The sequence below is a fragment of the Sorangium sp. So ce381 genome (assembly GCF_051473845.1).
GTDB lineage: Bacteria > Myxococcota_A > Polyangia > Polyangiales > Polyangiaceae > Sorangium > Sorangium atrum.
Map to the genome: position 1 here is coordinate 11,622,249 of NZ_CP150336.1, position 22,175 is coordinate 11,644,423.

Consider the following 22,175-nt stretch of genomic DNA (forward strand, 5'->3'; position numbering starts at 1 on the left):
GCTGCGACTCGCTCCGTGAGCGGTCGGCCTTTCACTGTGGTTTCTGGACAGCCAAGGGTTTGCGCTGGACGGTCCCCAGCGTTGCGCGCTGCTGCTCGCGCGCGGCCCGGCCTGCCTCCATCGCCTGCTGCTGCCGCGCCTTCTGGTGCTGGCTCAGCGCCTCCACGAGCTCCGCGACGGTGCGCGTCTCCGGCTCGCTCACCATCCGCAGGGCCGCCTCGTACAGGGCGGCGAGCTGCTCGATGAACGCAGCGGGGTAGACGTCTGCACGGTAGTCGTAGGCCACGCGCAGCCCGTCATCGTGCGCGTTGACGGCGATGAGCAGGTCGACCTCGACGTCCCGCGGCGAGAGCTCGAGCTCCGAGATGGAGAGATCCGTGAGCTCGAGATCGCGCTGCGGGGTGTTCTGCAGGATGAGCTTGATCTGGAAGAACGGCGCGCCGTCCGCGTCGCGCCGGGGCAGGAGGTCCGAGACCAGCGCGTCGAACGGGAGATCCTGGTGCTGGTAGGCCTCCAGCGCTGTGCGCTTGCACTCGGCGAGCAGCTCCGTGAGGCGCAGGGCGCCGTCGATGCGGCAGCGGAGCACCAGCTGGTTCACGAAGAAGCCGACCATGCCCTCCGTCTCGCGGACATGGCGGTTGGCGACGTCCGTCCCGACCAGGAGATCGCCGCGCCCCGTCTGCTGGTGGAGCACCACGTTGAGCGCGGCGTACAGCACCATGAACAGCGAGGCGCCGTGCTGCTCGGCGCCGCGCAGCAGCGCGTCCGCCGCGGAGCGCGGCAGCGCGCGCACGAGGCGCGCGGCGCGCCGCTCCTGGGCCGGAGCGGTCCGCGCCTGGGGCAGGGTCAGCGTCGTGGCGCTGCCGGCGAGCTGCTGCCGCCAGTAGGCCATCTGCTGGTCCCACACGGCGCCCGGGAGGTGGGCTCGCTGCCAGGCCGCATAGTCGGCGTACTGGAGCGCCTGCGGGGGCTGCTCCGGGGCCGCGCCGCCGTCGCTCAGGGCGCGGTACGCCGCCATCAGGTCGTCCACGAGGAGCGCGATCGACCATCCGTCGGCGGCGATGTGGTGCAGCGCCACCGCGAGGACGTGCTCTCGCTGGCCGAGGCGGAACAGCTGGGCGCGCAGCAGCGGCGGGCGCTGGAGATCGAAGGGCGCCGTGAGGACCGCGTCGATGCGCCGGGAGAGCTGCGCGTCCGCGACCTCGGCAGGCAGCGCGGAGAGATCGTCCAGCGGGAGCTCGAACGGCTGCGGGGGCAGGATGGCCTGCCAGGGCTCCCCGCGATCGACGACGATGGCGGTGCGCAGCACCTCGTGCCGGGCGATCACCGACGCGAAGCTCCTCTTCAGGGCCTCGGCGTCGAGCGCGCCCGTGAGCCGGAGCGCGAACGGGATCGTGAGCAGGCCCCGCTGGCCTTGCAGCTGCTCCAGGAACCACAGGCGCTGCTGCGCGAACGAGAGCGGCAGCGGCCCCTGCCGCGGCGCCGCGACGATCGGCGGCGCCCCGGCCGCGGGCGCCCCGCCGGCAGGATCGCGCCGTCGATCGACGTCGCGGGCGAGCTCGGCCACCGTGGGGTGGTCGAACAGGCTGCGGAGCGGCAGCTCGACGCCGAGCGCCTTGCGCACGCGCGACACGACCTGCGTGGCCAGCAGCGAGTGCCCGCCCAGCTCGAAGAAGCCCGCATGGACAGGGATCCGCTCGAGTCCCAGCACCTCCGCCCAGATGCCCGCGAGGGCCTCCTCGGTCGGCGTCGCCGGGGCGCCAGCCGCCGCGCTGCCGGCGTCGACCGCGGGCGCCTCGGGCGCCGGCAGCGCCTTGCGGTCCACCTTGCCGTTCGGGGTGAGCGGCAGCGCGGGCAGGGCGACGAAGACGGGCGGCACCATGTAGTCGGGCAGCGTCTCCTTCAGGAACTCGCGCAGGCGCTCGGGCGCGGGGGTCGCGCCGCCCTCGCCGACGACGTAGGCGACGAGCCGCTTGCCCGAGGCGCGCTCCTCCCGGACCGCGACGACGGCCTCGCGGACCTCCGGGTGCCGCGCGAGGCGCGCCTCGATCTCCCCGAGCTCGATGCGGAAGCCGCGGATCTTCACCTGGTGATCCCGCCGCCCCGAGAACTCGAGGGCGCCGTCCGCGAGGCGCCGGCCGAGATCGCCTGTGCGGTACATGCGCGCGCCCGGCGCGCCGCCGAAGGGATCGGGCACGAAGACCTCGGCGGTCCGGGCGGGGTCGTTCAGGTAGCCGCGCCCCACGCCGATGCCCGCGACGCAGATCTCGCCGGTCACGCCGACGGGCGCGAGATCGTCGCCCGTCACGACGTGGAGCCTCACGTTGGGCACGGGCCGGCCGATGGGCATGTGGACGACCTCGGGCCCGGGGGCCGCCGTGATCGCGTGGAGCGCCACGTCGTCGGCGCACTCGGCCGGGCCGTAGGCGTTCATCAGGGGGACGCGGGGGTACCTCGCGAACCACCGGCGGGAGAGGTCGGGCGTGAGCGCCTCGCCGGTGGGCAGCATCCACCGGAGGCGCGGGAGGCGCGGCGCGTCGGCGTCCGCCGAGACGAGCTCCGCGAGCAGCGACGGGACCAGCTCGAGGACCGTGATCCCCTGCGCCTCGGCCTCCTCCAGCAGGCGCCGAGGATCGCCCACGATCTCGTCGGGGACGATGTGGACGCGGCCGCCGCAGAGCAGCGCCGTCAGGAGCTGCCACACCGAGATGTCGAAGCACTGGGACGCTGTCTGGCCGATCACGTCCGAGGGGCCGAGCTCCAGCGCGGGGATCTTGCCCCACACGTTGTTGAGCATCCCCGCGTGCTCGACCATCGCGCCCTTCGGCACGCCGGTCGATCCGCTCGTGTAGATCACGTACGCGAGGTGACCGGGGCCGGTGAGCTGCGGGAGGTCGTCGACGGGCACGCGCGCAGGCCCGCGCTGCGCGGCGAGCCGCTCGCGCGTCACGAACCGCGGCCGCGCCGCCTCCGGCAGGTGCGCGAGCGCCTTCCCGAGCCGCGGGACCCACGCGTCCAAGGTCACGACCACGGGCGCGCGGCTGGCCTCGACGACGCCGGCGATGCGCTGCTCCGGCTGGTGGGGATCGAGCGGGAGGTACGCGCCGCCGGCCTTGAGCACGCCGAGCAGCGCGACGACCAGCTCGATGTCGCGCGACTCCAGCACGGCGACGATCGTGTCCGGACCGACGCCCTGGGCCCGCAGCGCGTGGGCCACGTGGTTCGCGGCGCGGTTCAGGGCCGCGTAGGTGAGCCGGCGCCCGCGGCACGTCACCGCGTCCGCGTCCGGCGTCCTCCGTGCCTGGGCCTCGAAGAGCGCCACGTAGCCCGGCGCGGCGGGCCCTGCGCTCGTCGTGTCGTTCCACTCCCGCAGGAGCTGCCGGCGCTCGCGCTCGCCGAGGAGCGCGAGGTCGCCAAGCCGGGCCTCCGGGCGGGCGGCCATCTCCGACAGCAGCTGGACCAGGTGGCCAAGCATCCGCTCGACGGCCTCGGGCTCGAACCAGCGCCGGTCGTACGAGAGCCGGATCCCCAGCGTCTCGCCCGGGTACGCCACGACCGTCATCGGGTAGTTCGTGTGGACCCGGTCCTGCTCGTACGAGAGGCGGACGGCGCCGACCTGCTCCCCGAGGCGGGGATCCTTCGGCGCGTTCTCGAAGACGAGGAGGCTGTTGAACAGCGCCTGTCCCTTGGGGAGCTCGCTCCACCGCTGGATGTGCACGAGCGGCGGATACTCGAACTCGCGGATACGGTAGTTGTGGGCCAGGAGGCCCTTGAGCCACGGGACGAGCGGCTGCTCGGGCGACACGCGCACGCGGAGCGGCAGGCTGTTGATGAACAGGCCCACGATCGTCTCCACGCCCGGCAGATCGGTCGGTCGGCCCGCTACGGTCACGCCGAACACGACGTCGCGCTGGCCGCTGTAGCGGCTCAGGAGGAGCGCCCAGGCCCCTTGCACGAGGGTGTTGGGCGTCAGCCCGTGCTGGTGCGAGAGGCGGAGGAGCGCCTCGCTCAGGGCCGGGGGCAGCTCGACGTGCTCGTCGCTGATGCCGGCCCCCGCGAGCGGCGCCGCGCCGTCGGCGGCGCGCTCCACGCCGAGGGGCGTCGGCTCCGCGAAGCCGCGGAGCTCCTCGCGCCAGAACCGCTCGGCCGCCGAGAGGTCCTGTTGGGCGAGCCAGGCGATGTAGTCGCGGTAGGGGCGCGGCTGGGGCAGCTCCAGCGAGCGGCCCTCGCTCAAGGCCTCGTAATACGACAGGCACTCCATCATCATCACGGAGAAGCACCAGTCGTCCGTGAGGATGTGGTGGAAGCTCCGGACGATGCGATACGCGTCGTCCTTCATGCGGATCAGCCGGATCCGCATCAGCGGCGCGCGGGTCATGTCGAGCCCCGCGGCGAGCTCGGCCTCGAGCGCCTTGGCGAGGCGCTTCTCCTGCTCGGCCTCGGTCTGATCGCGCCAGTCGAGGACGTGGATGACCTCGGAGAGGTCGATATGGCGGTGGACGACCTGGACAGGCCGCTCGAGGTCCTTCCAGGCGAAGGAGGTCCTCAGGATGGGGTGCCGCGCCACCACCCGCTGCCAGGCCTCGACGATGAGGCCGGCGTCGAGCGGGCCGTGCCACACGTAGTGCTGCTGCATCAGGTAGATGCCGGAGCCCGGGTTCAGGAGGGTGTGGAAGAGCATGCCCTCCTGCATCGGCGAGAGCGGGTAGACGTCATCGAGGCCCGACGCGTCCGGCAGGCAGCGCGCAATCTCGTCGTCGGTGAGGCCGCTCAGCGGGAACTGCGATGTTGGCAGAGAGGTTGTCTGCGACTGCGACGTTGACGGCGACATGGATGGCGTCGCCCCGCGCTGCTCTCCCTGCAGCCCTCCCGCGTTCCCCGGGCGTGCGGGCGCCTTTTCCGGGGCCGCGGTGGAGACCGCGACGGCCGCGGCGCCGGCCACGGTGGGATGATCGAACAGGGCCTTCGGGCTCAGCTTGATGCCGCGCTGGTTGGCGCGCGCGATGACCTGGAGGCTCCGGATGGAGTCGCCGCCGAGGGCGAAGAAGTTGTCGTGGATGCCGACCCGCTCCACGCGCAGGATGTCGGCCCAGATCTGCGCGAGCGTGGCTTCGACCTCGTTCCGCGGCGCGACGAAGCCGCTCGCCTCCTGCGCGCCGGCCCGCTCCGGCTCGGGCAGCGCCGCGCGGTCGATCTTGCCGTTCGCGGTGAGCGGCAGCGCCGGCAGCGGCACGATCACGGCGGGCACCATGATTTCGGGCAGCTGCTGCGCGAGCCGGCCGCGGAGCGCCGCCGCGTCGAGCGCCGCCGCCTCCCTGCCGACCACGTAGGCCACGAGGCGCACGGCCCCGCCGCCGTCCCGCGCCGCCACGACCGCCTCGCGCACCTCGGGCTGCTCCCGCAGCCGCGCCTCGATCTCGCCCAGCTCCACGCGGTGGCCGCGCAGCTTGATCTGGTGATCGGTGCGCCCGAGGAACTCGATCGCGCCGTTCGCGAGGAGGCGCGCCCGATCCCCGGTGCGGTACAGCCGGCCCCCAGGGACGCCGCCGAACGGATCCGGGACGAAGCGCTCCGCCGTCAGCTCGGGGCGAGCGTGGTAGCCGCGCGTCACGCCGGCCCCGCCCAGGTAGAGCTCCCCGGGCACGCCCACCGGCATCGGCTCAAAATTTACACCAAGGACATACGCCTGGGTGTTGGGGAGCGGACGGCCGATGGGCACGGTCGCCCCGGAGCGGCCGCCCGCGGGGTCGATCTGCCATGTAAGCGAGCCAACGGTCGTCTCGGTGGGGCCGTAGTGGTTCACGACGGTGCAGCCCGGCGCGAGCGCCCGGATCCGCTCGATGAGCTCCCAGCTCGAGGCCTCTCCGCCGACGACGAGGCAGCGCGCCGGCAGCACGCGCTCGGGCCGCGCGGCTTCGAGGAGCGCGGCGAGGTGGCTCGGGACGATCTTGAGCGCCTCGACCCCGTGGCGGCTCATGTACTCGGCTGTCGCGTCGGGATCGAAGATCCGCGCCTCGGACAGGACGTGCAGCGCGCGGCCCGAGCAGAGCGCGCCGAAGAGCGACGTGTGCCCGAGGTCCGCGGCCACGGTCGAGACGAGCGCCATGCCGCCGCCCTCGGCGAGGGGGAGCCGCGCGAGCACGCCGCGCACGTAGTTCACGAGGTGGCGGTGCTCGACGGCCACGCCCTTCGGGCGCCCCGTCGAGCCCGAGGTGTAGATGAGGTAGGCGAGGTTCTCGGGCCGGGCCGTCCGGCCGATCGGCGCGCCGGGCTCGGCCGCGAGGGCGCCCGCGTCGCGGTCCAGGAAGAGCAGCGCGGGCCCCGGCTCGTCGAACGCGCCGGCCCACCGCTCCTGCGTGATCACGACGCGCGCGCCGCTGTCCTCCACGACGGCGCGGAGCCGCTCGCGCGGGAACTTCGGGTCGACGGGCACGTACGCGGCGCCGGCCTTGAGCGCGCCGAGCAGCGCGAGGATCATCTCCGCCGAGCGCTCGATGCACAGGACGACCCGGTCCTCGGGCCCCACGCCGAGCGCCCGCAGCCTCCACGCCAGCTGGTTCGTCTTCCGGTCGAGCTCCCCGTAGGTCAGCGCCGTTTCCTCGCAGGCGACAGCGAGCGCGTCGGGGCGCGCGGCGGCGTGCGCCTCGAAGAGCTCGTGGACGCAGGCCGCCGGCGGGGAGGCCGTGGCCGTCGCGTTCCACTCGGTCAGCAGGCGGCGCCGCTCGGCGGCGCCCACGAGGGGCAGCTCGGCCAGGCGGGCCTGCGGCCGCGCCCCCATCGCCTCGAGCAGCGCGCGGCACTGGCCGAGCAGGCTGGCCGCGGCCTCGTGCGTGAGGAGGCGGCGCTCGTAACACAGGATGAGCCCGAGCTCGCGCGACGGGTCGACGATCAGCGACACCGGGTAGTTGTTGCGCCCGGCGGTGAGCAGGGCGTCGCCGACACGCCCGCCGCCGGGGCGGGGCAGGACGCTGGCGCGGACGTCCAGGGGCACGCCGCTCACGTCCTCCTCGGGGTAGCTGTCGAAGACGACGATCGTGTCGAAGAGGGAGCGCCCGCCCGGCACCTCGCTCCAGCGCTGGACGTCGGACAGCGGGGCCCACTCGTGCTGGCGCAGCTCGCTGTTCCTGTCCTGCAGCCGCGAGAGCCAGAGGGCGAGCGGCTCGTGCTCGTCCACGCGGACCCGCACCGGCAGGGTGTTGATCAGCACGCCGACGATGGCCTCGGCGCCGGGGAGCTCCGGCGGCCGGCCCGACACCGTGGCGCCGAAGACGACGTCGGGCTCGCCGCCGTGCCGGGAGAGCAGGAGGGCCCACGCGCCCTGCACGAGGGTGTTCAGCGTGACGCGCAGGCGGCGCGCGCAGGCCGCGAGCGCCTCCGTCTCCGCCCGCGAGAAGCGCAGGACCTGCTCGGCGAAGGGGAACGCGCCTTCGCCCGCCGCGGCCGCCGCCGGCGCGGCCTCCAGGGGGATCGGCGTGGGCGCCCGGAACCCGGCCAGCGCGCCGCGGAAGAACCGCTCCGCGGCGCCTTCGTCCTGGGCCTGCACCCACGCGAGGTACTCCCGGTACGGGCGCGCCCGCGGCAGCTCGGGCGCCGCGCCCTGCGCGAATGCCTTGTAAACGAACAGCGCCTCTCTCAGCAGGAGGGCGAGGCTCCACCCGTCCAGCAAGAGGTGGTGATGGCTGTTGACGAAATAGAACGCCTCCTCCTCGACCTGGACCACCGTGAGCCGCATGAGGGGCGCCTTCAGCAGGTCGAAGCCGGCGCGCCGGTCCGCGGCCATGAGCTCGACGAAGGCCTGCTCCCGCTCCCGCGCGGCGAGCCCGCGGAGGTCGTGGCGCGAGAGCGGGATCGCCGCCCGCGGGCGGACGACCTGCACGGGCCGCGCGACGCCCTCCCAGACGAACGCCGTGCGCAGGATCGGGTGCCGCTCCGCGAGCGCCTGCCAGGCGCGCTCGAACGCGTCCACGTCGAGCCGCCCCTCCAGGAGGAACGCCGTCTGGACGAAGTACGGGTCCGCGGCGCGGTCCGAGACCGCGTGAAAGAGCAATCCCTGCTGGAGCGGGGAGAGGTAGTGAATCGACTCAACGTCTTTCTTCTTGTTCGTCATGGCGTCAGTCCAAGGCTTCCAGGATGGAGTCCAGCTCATCCGCCGCGAGCGCGACGTCGGTGAAGTCCGACGGCGTGTAGCCGCCGGCGTCGGGGGACAGGCAGTGCGCGATCAGCTCTCTCAGCGCGTCGCGCCACAGCGCGCTGACCGCCGCGATCGTCTCCTCCCGGTGCCGCGCGGCGCTGTAGCGGAAGGTCGCCTCGAGCCGGCCGTCGTACACCGCCGCGTCGATCTCGATCTCGTACGCGAGCGGGCTGCGCGGGTCGTGCTGGGCGCCGGGCGACTCCGCGGCGAGCGAGAACCGCGCGCCGGCGCCGACCACCTGGTCCCACTGCCCCAGGTAGTTGAACCCGACCCCGGGCGCGGGCAGGCGGCGCAGCCGGTCCGCGATCGCCCCGGTGCCGAGCTCCCGCACCGCGCCGTAGGGGAGGCCGCGGCGCGGGACGCGGCGGAGCTGCTCCTTCACCGCCTTGAGCACCGCGCCCGGCGCAGCGCCCGGCGCGATCTCGAGCAGCACCGGGTAGACGCTCGTGAACCAGCCGACGGTGCGCGACAGGTCGAGGTCCTCCCCGTCGAGCGCCTCGCGCCCGTGGCCCTCGACGTCGATCGCCGAGAGCGGCTGGCCGGTCCACCGCTGGAGGGCGAGGGCCAGCCCGGCCAGCAAGAACTCGTCGATCCGCGTCCGGTACGCCTCCGACACCGCCTCCAGGAGCGACCGTGTCTCCGGCCCGCTCAGGCCCATCGTGAGCGTGGCCATGGCCGTCTCCGCGCGATCCCCCGCCGGCTCGTCGACAGGCAGCGGCGCGAGGCGATCCCAGGGGAGACCGAGCCAGAAGGCCGCCTCTTCCTGGAGCGCGGCGTCCCGGGCCGCCGCGTCGAGGCGCGCCGCCCACCGCGCGAAGGAGGTGGTCCTGTCGGGCAGCTGCGGCGGCGCCCCGCGGCGGGCCTGATCGTAGGCGGCCTCCAGATCCTCGAGCAGGACGCGCCACGACACGCCGTCGACGACCAGGTGGTGCGCGACGAGCAGAAGCCGCCCCGGCCTGCCGGCGCCGAGCTCGAAGCCGACGACGCGCAGGAGCGGCCCCGCGGTCAGGTCCAGGCTGGCCTGCCACCGGGACGCGTGCTCCTCGATCGCCGCCGGCTGCTCGGCCTCGGGCACGCCGGCGAGGTCCGCTCGATGGACGATCGCGGCGGGCTCGTGGGAGGGCGCGAGCGTCTGGCGGAAGCCGCGCTCCTCGGGCACGTAGCGCAGCCGCAGCGCGCCGTGGTGGCGGAGGATCGCCTGCACGGCCGCCTCCAGCGCCGGCCACTCGAGCGGCTCGGCGACGGCGAGCAGGAGCGCCTGGTTCCAGTGGTGCGGGTTCGGCAGGTCGCGCGCGAAGAACCGCCGCTGGATCGGCGTCAGCGGGACGTCGCCCGCCGCCGCGCCCTCCTCGTCCGGTTCCGGCGCCCGAGCGGCGTCCGTGGCGAGGCCCGCGGCGGCCGCCAGCGCGGCGAGGGTCTGGTGCTGGAACATCTGGCGCGCCGTCAGGCGCAGGCCCGCCTGCTTCGCGCGGGAGACGACCTGGAGGCTCAGGATCGAGTCGCCTCCCAGCTCGAAGAAGTTGTCGTGGCGGCCGACGCGCTCGCGGCCCAGCACCGCGGCCCAGATCTCCGCGAGCCGCGACTCGACGGCGGTGACGGGCGCCGCGTCCGCCGCTGCGCCGCCCGCGCCGTCCGCGCCGGCGGCGTTGTCCTGGCGCGCGGCCTCGAGCGGCTCCGGGGGCGCCGGGAGGCGCGGCTCCGGCAGCGGCAGCTCGCAGAGCCGGGAGGTCGGCCGGGCGGCGATCCCCGCCAGCAGCGTGAGGAGGTCGTCCGCCATGCGGCGGATCGAGCGCTCCTCGAAGAGATCGGTGCTGTACTCGAACGAGCCGCGCAGCCCCTCCGGCGTCGCCGCCATGTGGAGCGAGAGGTCGAACTGGGCGCTGCCGGGATCGACGTCGAGCCGCAGGATCTCGAGGTCGCCGAGCGGCGGCGCGCCCCGCGGGTCGTCCTGGAGCGAGAACATCACCTGGAACAGCGGCGTATGGCCGAGGTCCCGCGCGGGCCGGAGCGCCTGGACGAGCTGCTCGAACGGCAGGTCCTGGTGCGCCTGCGCCGCCAGCACCTCCTCGCGGACGCGCGCGAGCAGCTCGGGGAAGCTCGGATCTCCGCCGACGTCCGCCCGCAGGACGAGCGTGTTGACGAAGAGCCCGATGAGCCCCTCGATCTCGACACGGGTGCGGCCCGCGATCGGCGTCCCGATGCAGAGGTCCGTCTGCCCGCTGTAGCGCGCGATCAGCACCTCGAACGCGGCCAGGAGCAGCATGAACGAGGTGACTCCCTGGCCACGCGCGAGCGCGCCGAGCGCCGCCGAGAGCTCGCCCGGGAGCGCGAAGGCGTGGCGAGCGCCCCTGTACGAGCGCGCCGGGGGCCGCGGCAGATCCGTGGGAAGCCGCAGCACCGGCGGCTCCGCGCCGAGCCGCCGCCGCCAGTACGCGAGCTGCTGGTCGAGCGCCGATCCGGCGAGCCACGCGCGCTGCCACCGGGCGTAGTCGGCGTACTGGACCGGCAGCGACGGGAGCGCCGCGGTCCGGCCCTCCGCGTCGGCGGCGTAGAGCTCCATCACCTCGTCGACGAGGAGGTTCAAGGACCACCCGTCCGACACGATGTGGTGGAGGACCACGAGCAGCGCGTGCTCGCGCTCGCCGAGGCGGAGCAGCGTGATCCGGAACAGCGGCCCCTCGACCAGATCGAAGGCGCGGCTCGCCTCCGCCTCGAGCGCGCGCTGCGCCTGCGCCTCGCGATCCGCTCCGGGCGCGGCGCGGAGATCCGCGATCGCGATCGCGATCGCGACCGGCTGCTCCGCGCGGACGATCATCGCCGGCTGGCCGTCGATCTCCGCGAACGTCGTGCGCATCGACGCGTGACGGCGGACCACCGCCTCGAACGCGCGCTGCAGCCGGTCCACGTCGAGCGGGCCGACGAGGCGCACGGCCGCGGGGATGTTGTACGAGGCCGCCGTGGGCTCGAGCTGGGCCAGGAACCACAGGCGCTGCTGGGAGAACGAGAGCGGCGGCGCGCCGTCCTCGGGCTGCGGGGTGATCGGCGGCAGCGTCACGCCCTGCCGCTGCCTGACCGCGTCGTCCACGGCGCTGGCGAGCCGCGCCGCGGTCGGGTGATCGAAGACCGACCTGAGCGGCAGCTCCACCTGGAACGCGGCGCGGACGCGGGCGATCACGCGCGTCGCCAGGAGCGAGTTGCCGCCGATCTCGAAGAAGGTCTCGTCCACGCCCACCGCCTCGAGGCCGAGCACCTCGGCCCAGATCGCGGCCACGGCCTCCTCCGTCGCGGTGCGGGGCTTCGCGGCCTGCTCGCGGGACGCGAGCCCCGGGGCGGGCAGGGCCTTCCGGTTCAGCTTGCCGTTCGGGGTGAGCGGCAGCTCGTCGAGCCACACGTACGCCGAGGGCACCATGGGCTCGGGCAGCCGCTCCCGGAGCGATGCGCGCAGCCCGTCCGCGGTGAGCGCCGCGCCGCGCGCCGGCACGACGTACGCGACGAGGCGGAGGAGCCCTGCGTCCTCGAGGGCCACGACCACTGCGTCGCGCACGCCCGGGTGCGCCCGCAGCTGCGCCTCGATCTCGCCCGGCTCGATCCGGTGGCCGCGGATCTTGAGCTGATGATCGGCCCGCCCGAGGAACTCGATCGCGCCGTCGCGCCCGAGCCGCGCCAGGTCACCGGTCCTGTAGAGCCGGCGGCCGGGCTCCCGGCTGAAGGGGTCCGGGACGAAGCGCTCGGCCGTCAGATCGGGCCGATCGAGGTACCCGCGCGCGAGGCCGGCGCCCCCGATGTAGACCTCGCCCGCCACGCCGAAAGGCGCGGGCGAGAGCTGCCGATCGAGCACGTGGATCTCGGTGTTGGCGATCGGGCTCCCGAGCGGGATCGGCCCGCCTTCGGTCACGCGGTGGAGGCTCGACCAGACGGTCGTCTCCGTCGGTCCGTAGAGGTTCCAGGGCGACACGCCCGCGTCGAGGAACCTGCGCGCGAGCTCCCGCGGGAAGGCCTCGCCGCCGCAGAGGACCGTGACGCCGGCGAGCCGCGGGCTGCCGCTGTCGAGCAGCATCTTCCAGCCCGTCGGCGTGGCCTGCATCCACGTGGCGCCAGACGCGCCGAGCAGCGCGGCGAGGCGCTCGCCGTCGGCCACGTCCTCGCGGTGGGCGAGCACAACGCGCCCGCCTGCCAGGAGCGGGAGGAACAGCTCGAGCACCGCGATATCGAACGAGATCGACGTGGTGGCGAGCAGCACGAAGCCCGCCGGCGGCGCCAGCAGCTCCTGCATCGACAGGAGGAAGTTGGCGACGCCCCCGTGGCGGACCATGACCCCCTTGGGCCGACCCGTGGAGCCCGACGTGTAGATGACGTAGGCGAGGTCTTCCTCGCCCGCGCGCGGCGCCGGATCGTGAGCCGGCGCGCCCGCGATGGCGGGCCAGTCCCGATCCAGGCAGATCGCGCGCGCGCCGGCGCCGGCGCCAGGCAGCGCCGGCAGCAGGCGTTCCTGCGTGAGCAGGAGCGGCAGCCGCGAGTCCTCCAGCATGGCGCGGAGCCGCTCGCGCGGATAGGCCGGGTCGAGCGGGACGTACGCCCCGCCCGACTTCAGGATGCCCAGCGCCCCCACGAGCATCTCCAGCGAGCGCTCGACGCACAGGCCCACCAGCGTCCCCGGGCCGACCCCCTGCTGGCGCAGGTGGTGGGCCAGCCGGTTGGCGCGGGCGTTCAGCTCGCCGTAGGTCAGCTGGTCTTGCCCGCACGTCACCGCGATGGCGTCCGGCGTCCGCGCGGCCTGCTCCGCGAGCAGCTCCGGCAGGCACGGCCTGGACCGATGGTCCCGCCCCGTCGCGTTCCGCTCCGCGGTGAGCCGCAGGAGCTCCGGGTCGTCGGGGAGCGCGAGCTCGGCGAGCCGCGCCTCGGGCTGGCCCGCCATGCGCTCGAGCAGCGCGCACAGGGCCGCGGCCATGCGGGCGACCGCGCCGTCGTCGAGGCGCCGCCCGTCGAACGAGAGCAAGAGCGAGAGCTCGCGCCCCGGGGTCACGTAGACGGTGAGCGGGTAGTTCGTCCAGGCCTCCGCCGTGCTCACCTCGATCCCGAGGGCCTTCCGGTGCTCGTCGACGGCGTCGTCGATGGGGAAGTTCTGGAAGACGAGCAGCGACTCGAAGAGCGGCGCCCCTCGCTCCACGTCGCTCCACTGCTGCACCTGCGCCAGCGGGCTGTACTCGTATTGGCGCAGCTCGAGGTTGAGCTCCTGGATCTGGCGGAGCCACGCCCCGAGCCGCATCTCCGGGGCGACGCGGAGGCGCAGCGGGAGCGAGTTGATGAACGCGCCCATGATGGAGCCGGCCTCGGGCAGGTCGGCGGGGCGACCGGCCACGGTGACGCCGAAGAGCACATCCGGCTCGCCGCCATGGCGGGCCAGGAGCAGCGCCCACGCGGCCTGCACGGCGGTGTTGAGCGTCACGCCCTGCGCCTGCGCGAAGCCCTGGAGCGCCCTCGTCGCGTCCGGCGAGAGCCGCGCGTGGCGCTCACGGAAGCCCGGCGCCGCCTCGGCCTCCTCGCGCTCCGGCAGCGGGGTCGGCGCCGTCAGCCCCTTCAGGTGAGCCCGGAAGAAGGCCTCGGCGGCCGCCATGTCCTGCCGCTCGAGCCACGCGACGTAGCTCGCGTAGGGCGGCGCTTCTTCCCGCGCGCGCAGCGCGCCGCGGCCCGCCTCGTCGTAATAGGTCAGCCACTCCTTCAGGATCAGCCCCTGACACCAGCCGTCGAGCAGCGCGTGGTGGACGCTCCAGACGATCTGGTCGACGCGCTCCGGGAGGCGCAGCACCGAGACCCGCAGGAGCGGCGGCTCCTCGAAGCGGAGGCCCCGCCGGCGATCGTCCCGGAGGAAGCGCTCGAGCGCCGCCGCCTGCTCGGCCTCCGGGACCTCGCGCCAGTCGAGGACCGCGATGGGCAGGCGCGCGGCGCGCCGCACGACCTGGTGCGGCTCCTCGACGCCGGTGAGGAAGCCCGTCCGCAGGATGGCGTGGCGCGCGCTGAGGACCTCGAAGGCCCGCGAGAAGGCCTCGACATCCAGGCCCTGCGTGAATCGGCAGACGATCTGGTTGAAGTACGGGCTGTCCTCCGGCGTGAGGAGCGAGTGGAAGAGCATGCCCTGCTGCACCGGGGACGCGGGGACGACGTCCTCGATGCCGTCGTCGGCCTGCAGCAAGGCCTCGAGCTGCGCCCGCTCCAGCCGGGCGAGGCTGAACGGCGCGATCTCGACGGGCTGGGCGGGCGGCAGGGGCGCGGCCGGCGCCGCCGGGAGATCGCCGGCGAGCGCGGCGATCGTGCGGCGCGTGAAGATCTGCTTGGGCGTCAGCCGCAGCCCGCGCTGCGCGGCGCGCGCGATGATCTGCAGCGTGACGATGGAGTCCCCGCCGAGCTCGAAGAAGTCGTCCTCGACGCCGACCTGCTCGCGGCGCAGCACCTCGGCCCAGACCTCCGCGAGGAAGCGCTCCGGCTCGGTCCGGGGCGCGACGTGGGGGCGATGGGCCGGCGCCTCGAGCTGCTCGGGGGAGGGGAGGGCGCGCCGGTCGACCTTGCCGTTGGGCGACAGCGGCAGCCGATCGAGCACGAGGATGGGCGCGGGCACCATGTAGGCCGGGAGCGTCTCGGCGAGCCAGGCCCGGAGCGACTGCGGATCGAGCGCCGCGCCCTCGCGGCCCGCGACGTAGGCGACGAGGCGCTTTCCGCCGTGGGCCTCGCTCCGGGCGAGGACGACGGCCTCGCCGACGCCCGGGTACTGGAGCAGGCGCGCCTCGATCTCGCCGAGCTCGATGCGCAGGCCGCGGATCTTCACCTGGTGATCGAGGCGGCCGAGGAACTCGATGGCTCCGTCGGGCCTGTGGCGCGCGAGATCGCCTGTCCTGTACAGCCGCCCTCCGGGGACGGAGCCGAACGGATCGGGCACGAAGCGCTCCGCGGTCAGGTCAGGACGACGGTGATAGCCGCGGGCGAGGCCGACGCCGCCGATGTGGAGCTCGCCGGCGACGCCGGCGGGCACGGGCTGGCCCTGGCGGTCGAGCAGGTAAATCTGCGTGTTGGCGATCGGAGTTCCGATAGGCACCGAGGCGGAGGTGTCGTCTCGCTGGCAGGCCCAGAAGGTGACGTCGATCGACGCCTCGGTGGGCCCGTAGAGGTTGTGGATCTCGGCGTCCGGAAGCCGCTCGAAGCACCGCCGCGCGAGCTCCGCCGGCAGCGCCTCGCCGCTGCAGATGACCCGCAGCAGCGACGTGCACGAGGCCACGTCGGGCGTCTCCAGGAAGGCCTGGAGCATGGGCGGGACGAAGTGCAGCGTGGTGACGCCGTTCCGCTTGATCAGCTCGACGAGCCGATCGCCGTCGCGGTGATCGCCCGGCCTCGCGACGACGAGGCCGGCGCCGATCATCAAGGGCCAGAAGAACTCCCAGACCGAGACATCGAAGCTGAAGGGCGTCTTCTGCAACACCCGATCTCGCGGGGTGAGGCCGTAGCGCTCCTGCATCCACTGGAGCCGGTTGAGCAGGCCACGGTGGCTGTTGCCGGCGCCCTTGGGCCTGCCTGTCGAGCCCGAGGTGTAGATGGTGTAAGCGAGGTTGTCCGGCGAGACGACCACGGCGGGGTTCTGGGCAGGCTCCTTGTCGATCTTGGCGCGATCCACGTCCAGGCACAGCACCTGGGCGCGGTGGGGCGGCAGGCGCGAGGCCACGGGCCACTGACTCAGCAGGACCGGCGCGGCCGCGTCCTCGAGCATGTAGGCGATCCGATCGGCGGGATAATCGGGATCGATGGGCACATACGCCCCGCCGGCCTTCAGGATGCCGAGCAGCCCGACGACCAGCTCGACGGAGCGCTCCGCGGCGATGGCGACGAGCACGTCCGGCCCCACGCCGCGCTTCCTGAGCGCGTGCGCCACCCGGTTGGCGCGCGCGTTGAGCTCTCGATAGCTGAGCCGCCGCTCACCGAAGATCACGGCCACCGCGTCGGGCGTCCGCGCCGCCTGCGCCTCGAAGAGCTCGTGGACGTGCAGCTCGCCCGGATACGCGCGCTCGGTCGCGTTCCACTCCGTCACGACACGCCTCGACTCCAGCTCGCCGACGAGCGACAGCTCTCCGACCCGCGCCTCGGGGCGGCTGACGATCTGCCGGAGCGCCACCTCGACGAAGCCGAGAAGGCGTGAGGCGACCTCCTCGTCGAACCGCCGCCGATCGTAGGACAGGCGCAGCTGGAGCTGAGCCCCCGGCAGGGCGGCCAGGGTGAGCGGGTAGTTGGTCTGGTCCGCGAACGCGACGTCGCGGACCGCGAGCCCGGGCAACCCCTGCTGGGTCCGAGGATCGACGGGATAGTTCTCGAAGACGACGAGGCTCTCGAAGAGCGGTTGTCCCGCCGGAACCGCGCTGAAGCCCCGCGCCTGCGCCAGCGGCGTGTGCTCGTGCGGGCCGAGATCGGTGGTCGTCCTCAGGAGATCGCGCAGCCAGTCGGCGACGGTCGCCGCCTGCGGCACGGCCACGCGCAGCGGCAGCGTGTTGATGAAGATCCCCACCATGGCGTCGATCCCCGCGAGCGGGGCCGACCGCCCGGCCACCGTGACGCCGAAGACAACGTCGTCGGTGCGGGCAGCTCGGCTGAGCAGGAGCGCCCACGCGGCCTGGACCAGCGTGCTCAACGTCACGCGGTGCTGCTGCGCGAAGCGCTGGAGGCGCGCCGTGACCGGCTCCGGCAGCGACACGATCGTCGCCCCGTGCCCGCTCGCCTCCTCGGCCGGCGGCACGCGCTCCAGGGGGAGCGGCGTCGCCGCGCTGAAGCCTGCGAGCGCGCCCCGCCAGAACCCCTCGTCGGCGCTCGCGTCCCGCTCTCGCAGCCAGCCGATGTACTCGCGGTAACGCGGGCGAGGTGACAGCACGGCCGGCCGGCCGGCGCGCAGGGCGTCGTACGCGGCGAAGGCGTCCTGCAGGACGAGGGACGCCGCCCACCCGTCGAGGAGGAGGTGATGGTGGCTCCAGAGGAACTGGTAGGCCTCGTCGGCCACGCGCAGGAGGGCGACGCGCATCAGCGGGCCCCGGGCGAGATCGAAGCCCCTCGCGCGATCCGCTTCGATCCGGGCCTCCAGGCGCGCCCGCTGCTCTTCGGCCCCGGCGTCGCGCCAGTCCTCGATCTCGACCGCCACAGCGGCCCCGCGCCGCACGATCTGGAGCGGCTCGTCGGCGCCTTCCCAGGCGAAGGTCGTGCGCAGGACGCCGTGGTGCAGGGCCACGGCCTGCCAGGCCTCGCGGAACGCGTCGACGTCGAGCGCCCCCTCCAGCCTGCACGTCACCTGCTCGACGTAAACGCCGGAGCCGGGCTCCCACAGGCTATGGAACAGCAGCCCTTGCTGGAGCGGGCTCAGGGGATAGACGTCCTCGACGTCGTGGCCAGGCCCCAGCAGGCGGTCCAGCCTCGCCTGATCGAGCCGCGCGAGAGGGAAGTCCGAGGGCGTGTAGCCGCCCGCGTCGGGGGCGACGCCGCGCTCGACGAGGGCGCGCAGCCGCGCCGCGAAGTCCTCGAAGACGCGCGCCACCGTCTCGGGCCGATGGCGGGCGCCGCTGAAGCTCCACATCACCCGCAGGCGCCCGTCGACGATCGCCGCGTCGACCTCCAGCTCGTAGCCACGCGGCGCGCGCGGATCCTGGTTGCGCCCGACGTCGCCCTCCGCGTGCGCGAACAGCGGGCTCGACGCGAAGAGATCGTCCCACCGCCCGAGGTAGTTGAAGCGCACCTGCGCCGCGGCGCGCTCCCGGAGCCGCGCCGCCTGCGCGTCCTCGCTCAGGTACCGGAGCATCCCGTACGTCGCGCCGCCCTGAGGGGCCGCGCGGAGCTGCTCCTTCAGCGCCTTGAGCGCGCGCTCTGGCGCCGCGCCGGCCGGGATCTCCAGCCGGACGGGGAAGATGCTCGTGAACCACCCCACCGTGCGGGAGAGATCCAGGTCGTCGAGCGCGTCGCGCCCGTGTCCCTCCAGATCGACGAGCACCGCGGGATCGCCCGTCCACTGCGCGAGCGCTCCGGCGAACGCCACGAGCAGCACCTCGTCCACGCGGAGCCGGTACGCAGGCGCGGCTTGCAGCAGCGCGCGCGTCTCCTCGGCGTCGAGGAACCGCGTCAGCGACACGGTGTCCGCTTCGAGGCTCGCGCCGGCCGGATCGTCGGCGGGCAGCGCCCTCGCGGGGCGGCTCGCGGCGAGCCACGCCTCCGCCTGTCGGGTCACCTCCTCGGACTGGGCCTGCGTGAACAGGCGCCAGGCCCATTCACCGAAGGAGACGAGCTCCTCGGGGAGCTGGATCGCTTCGCCGCGCTCGTGCTGCTGGCAGGCGGTCTGGAGATCCTCGATCAGGATCCGCCAGGAGACCGCGTCGATCACGAGGTGATGGGCGACCAGCAGGAGCCGGCCGGGGCGCTCCGGGCCCAAAACGAACAGCACCGCGCAGAGGACCGGCCCCTCGGCCAGATGGAGGCGCGCCTGGTGCTCCGCTGCGGCGCTGGCCAGCGCCGCGGGTTGCGCCTCGGCGGGCAGGTCCGAGAGATCGACCCGCGCGACCGCCGCGGGGGGCGAGTCCGCGAAGTACTGGCTCCACCCGCTCTCCTCGCGCGTGAACCGCAGCCGGAGCGCGCCGTGGTGCTCGACCGCCGCCTCGATCGCGGCCGTGAGCGCCTCGACCGAGACCCGCTGCCGCAGCTCGAGCAGCACCGTCTGGTTCCAGTGGTGCGGGTTCGGCCCGCCGAGCTCGAAGAACCAGCGCTGGACGGGCGTGAGCGGCGCGTCGCCGGGGAGCGGCATCGCGAGCTGCGCGTCCGCGGCCGGCGCCGAGCCCGACGCGGCGACCGAGGCCAGACCGGCGATCGTCTGGTGCTGGAAGACCTGCCGGGGCGTGAGCGAGAGGCCCGCGGCCCGCGCGCGCGAGACGACCTGGAGCGCGAGGATCGAGTCGCCGCCCAGCTCGAAGAAGTTCTCCTGGACCCCGACGGCCCGCCTTCCCAGGAGCTCCGCCCAGATCCCCGCGAGCGTCGCTTCGGCCTCCGTGCGCGGCGTCGTGGCCTGGGCGCTCTCCTCGATCGGCGCCGGCAGCGCGCGCCTGTCGATCTTGCCGCGCGGCGTGCGGGGCAGCTCCTTCAGCGCCACGAGCGCCGAGGGCGCCATGTAGTCCGGCAGCCGCTCCTTCAGCGCGCGCCGCAGCTCCTCCGGCGCCGCGTCCGCGCCGGTCGCGACGTACGCCACGAGCCGTCGCTCCTCCGGCCGGTCCTGCCGCGCGATCACGACCGCCTCGCGCACCCCGGGCAGCTCGCCGAGGCGCGCCTCGACCTCCGCGGGGTCGATCCGGAAGCCGCGCAGGTTCACCTGCTGATCGACGCGGCCGGCGAGCTCGAGCCGTCCGTCGGCCCGCCACCGCGCCCGGTCCCCGGTCCGGTACAGCCGCTCTCCCGGCTGATCGGCGAACGGATCGGGGACGAAGCGCTCCGCGGTCAGATCCGGGCGCCCCAGGTACCCGCGCGCGAGCCCCTGGCCTCCGAGGTACAGCTCTCCGATGACGCCGGCCGGCACCGGCTGACCGGCGGGGTCGAGCACGTAGGCGCGCACGCCCTCGAGCGGCCGGCCGACGGCGACCGCCCACCCGTCGCGCGGATCCGCGGCCGTCAGCTCGCACGCCGCCGCCGTCGCCGTGGTCTCGGCCGCGCCGTAGGCGTTCAGCAACCGGACCCGCGCGGCCCCCGGCGACGCCCGGAAGGCGCGCACGCGCGCCGGCAAGGCTGCCTCGCCGGTGAGGACGACCTGCCGGAGGCACGACGGCAGCGCCAGGCCCTCGTCGAGCCCCGCGACGACGCGGTGCCAGACCAGGGTCGGCAGCACCACCACGGTCACGCCCGACGCGCCGCACGCCGAAATGAGCCCGGCCGCAGACTCGAGCGCCGCTGCCGTGGGCAGCACGAGCGTTGCGCCCCGCGCGAGGCACGCGAACATCTCCACCGCGCCCGCGTCGAGGCTCGGCGACGCGAGCTCCAGCACCCGGTCGTCCTGCGAGATCTCGTAGGCCTCCGCCGCGGCATCGGCGAAGCCCGCGATCGCCCGGTGCGGCACAACGACGCTCTCGGGCGTCCCCGCCGCGCCGGAGGTCGTGGACACGCACGCCGCCTGCTCCGGCGCCGGCTCGCCGCCCGGCGGTGTGGACGGCTCGTGGAGCACGCACGTCCAGGCCGCGTCCAGGTGGACAACGTCGACGCCGGGGGGCGGCTCGGCCGCCGCGTCGCCCTGCGCGATCACAACGCGGATCGCGGCGCCGCCGATCGCCTCGGCGATCCGCTCCCGGGGGAGGTCGGGGTCGAGCGGGACGAACGCGCCGCCCGCCTTCAGCGCGCCGAGCACGGCGGCGATCCTCCCGATCGAGCGCGGCAGGCAGATGCCCACGCGGACCTCCGGCCCCACCCCGCGCCGCCGGAGGAGCTGCGCCAGCTGGTTGGCCCTCCGATCCAGCTCGCCGTACGTGATCTGCTGCGCCTCGTGGACGACGGCCGTCGCCTCGGGCGCCCGCGCGGCCTGCTCCTCGAACCTCCGATGCGCGGCGCGCGGCGTCTCTCCGATCGCCCCCGCCGTGCCCCACTCGAGCACCTGCCGCCGCTCTTCGGCCGCGAGCAGCGGCAGCTCCGACAGGCGCGTCGCGGAGCTCGCCGCCGCGCCTGCGAGCAGGCGCAGCAGCTCATCGGCCATCCGCGCGACCGTGCCCGCGTCGAACAGGTCCGTGTCGTATTCGAGGGCGCCTGCCAGCCCGTCCTCGTCGGGCGCGAGGTTGAGCGAGAGATCGAACTGGGCGCCGCCCACGTCCAGATCGAGCAGGCGCACCTCGAGGCCCGGTATCGCGAAGGGCTGCCGCAGGGCCGGCTGGAGCGCGAACATCACCTGGCAGAGCGGCGCGTGGCTCAGGTCCCGGACCGGGCTCACGGCCTCCACCACCTGATCGAACGGCACCTCCTGGTGCGCCTGCGCCTCGCGCACGGCCCCCGTGACCCGGGCGAGCAGCGCCGCGAACGGCGGATCCCCGGAGAGGTCGGCGCGGACAACGGCGGTGTTGGCGAAGCAGCCGACAAGCCCTTCCAGCTCGGCCCGGCTCCGGTTCGTCACCGGCGTGCCCACGCTGATATCGAACGTCCCCGCGCGGCGGGCGAGCAGGGCCTGGAACCCCGCCATCAGCACCGCGAACACGGTCGTCTCCTCGCGCCGCGCGAGGGCGCCGAGCGCTGCGGCGAGCGCGCCCGGCACGCGGAAGAAGTGCCGCGCTCCCCGGAAGCGCTGGATCGCGGGCCGCGGGCGATCCGCGGGCAGCTCCAGCAGCCCGGGCTGCCCTTCGAGCTGCTTTCTCCAGTAGGCCACCTGGGCCTCGAGCAGCCCGCCTTCCACGCGCTCGCGCTGCCAGTGCGCGAAGTCCGCGTACTGCAGCGGCAGGTCGGCGAGCGCGGCGGGCCGGCCCGCGGAGAACGCCGTGTAGAGCGCCGCGAACTCCGTGAGGACGAGGCTCGTGGACCACCCGTCGAAGACGAGGTGGTGCACGACCCAGAGGAGGATGTGTTCTTCCGATCCGAGCCGCAGGAGCGTGAGCCGGAGGAGCGGGCCGCTCGCCGTGTCGAACGGCCGCCGCGCCTCGCGCTCGATCAGGCGCCGGACCTCGGCGTCCCGCTGCGCCGATGGCAGCGCGCCGAGATCGATCCGCTCGATCCGCGGCGCCCCGTCGGCGTGGACGATCTGCGAGGGCAGGCCGTCGACGACGTCGAACGTCGTGCGCAGGACCTCGTGCCGGCGCACGATCTCGGAGACGCACCGCTCCACCAGGGAGACGTCGAGCGCCCCGGCGAGCCGCACGGCGGTTGCCAGGTTGTAAGAGGCGCTCTCCGGCTCGAGCTGGGCGAGGAACCACAACCGCTCCTGGACGAAGCTCATCGGAAAAACGAAGACATCCTCACGCAT

2 protein-coding genes are annotated in these 22,175 nt (G+C 74.3%); both read right to left on the reverse strand.

Annotated elements, in window-relative coordinates; genetic code table 11:
• Positions 1–31: 31 nt before the first annotated feature.
• Positions 32–8,107: an amino acid adenylation domain-containing protein gene (locus WMF29_RS43625; RefSeq protein ID WP_437325951.1), complete on the reverse strand. Its 8,076-nt coding sequence runs from the start codon at positions 8,105–8,107 to the stop codon at positions 32–34.
• A 4-nt stretch (positions 8,108–8,111) separates the two neighbouring features.
• Positions 8,112–22,175 carry a non-ribosomal peptide synthase/polyketide synthase gene (locus WMF29_RS43630; protein WP_437325952.1) on the reverse strand — a complete coding sequence of 4,688 codons (14,064 nt, stop codon included), beginning with the start codon at positions 22,173–22,175 and terminating at the stop codon, positions 8,112–8,114.

What these genes read in the sequence shown, in the direction of transcription:
- WMF29_RS43630 (WP_437325952.1), bottom strand. Translation starts at nt 22,175, where the DNA reads ATGCGTGAGGATGTCTTCGTTTTTCCGATGAGCTTCGTCCAGGAGCGG.
- WMF29_RS43625 (WP_437325951.1), bottom strand. Translation starts at nt 8,107, where the DNA reads ATGACGAACAAGAAGAAAGACGTTGAGTCGATTCACTACCTCTCCCCG.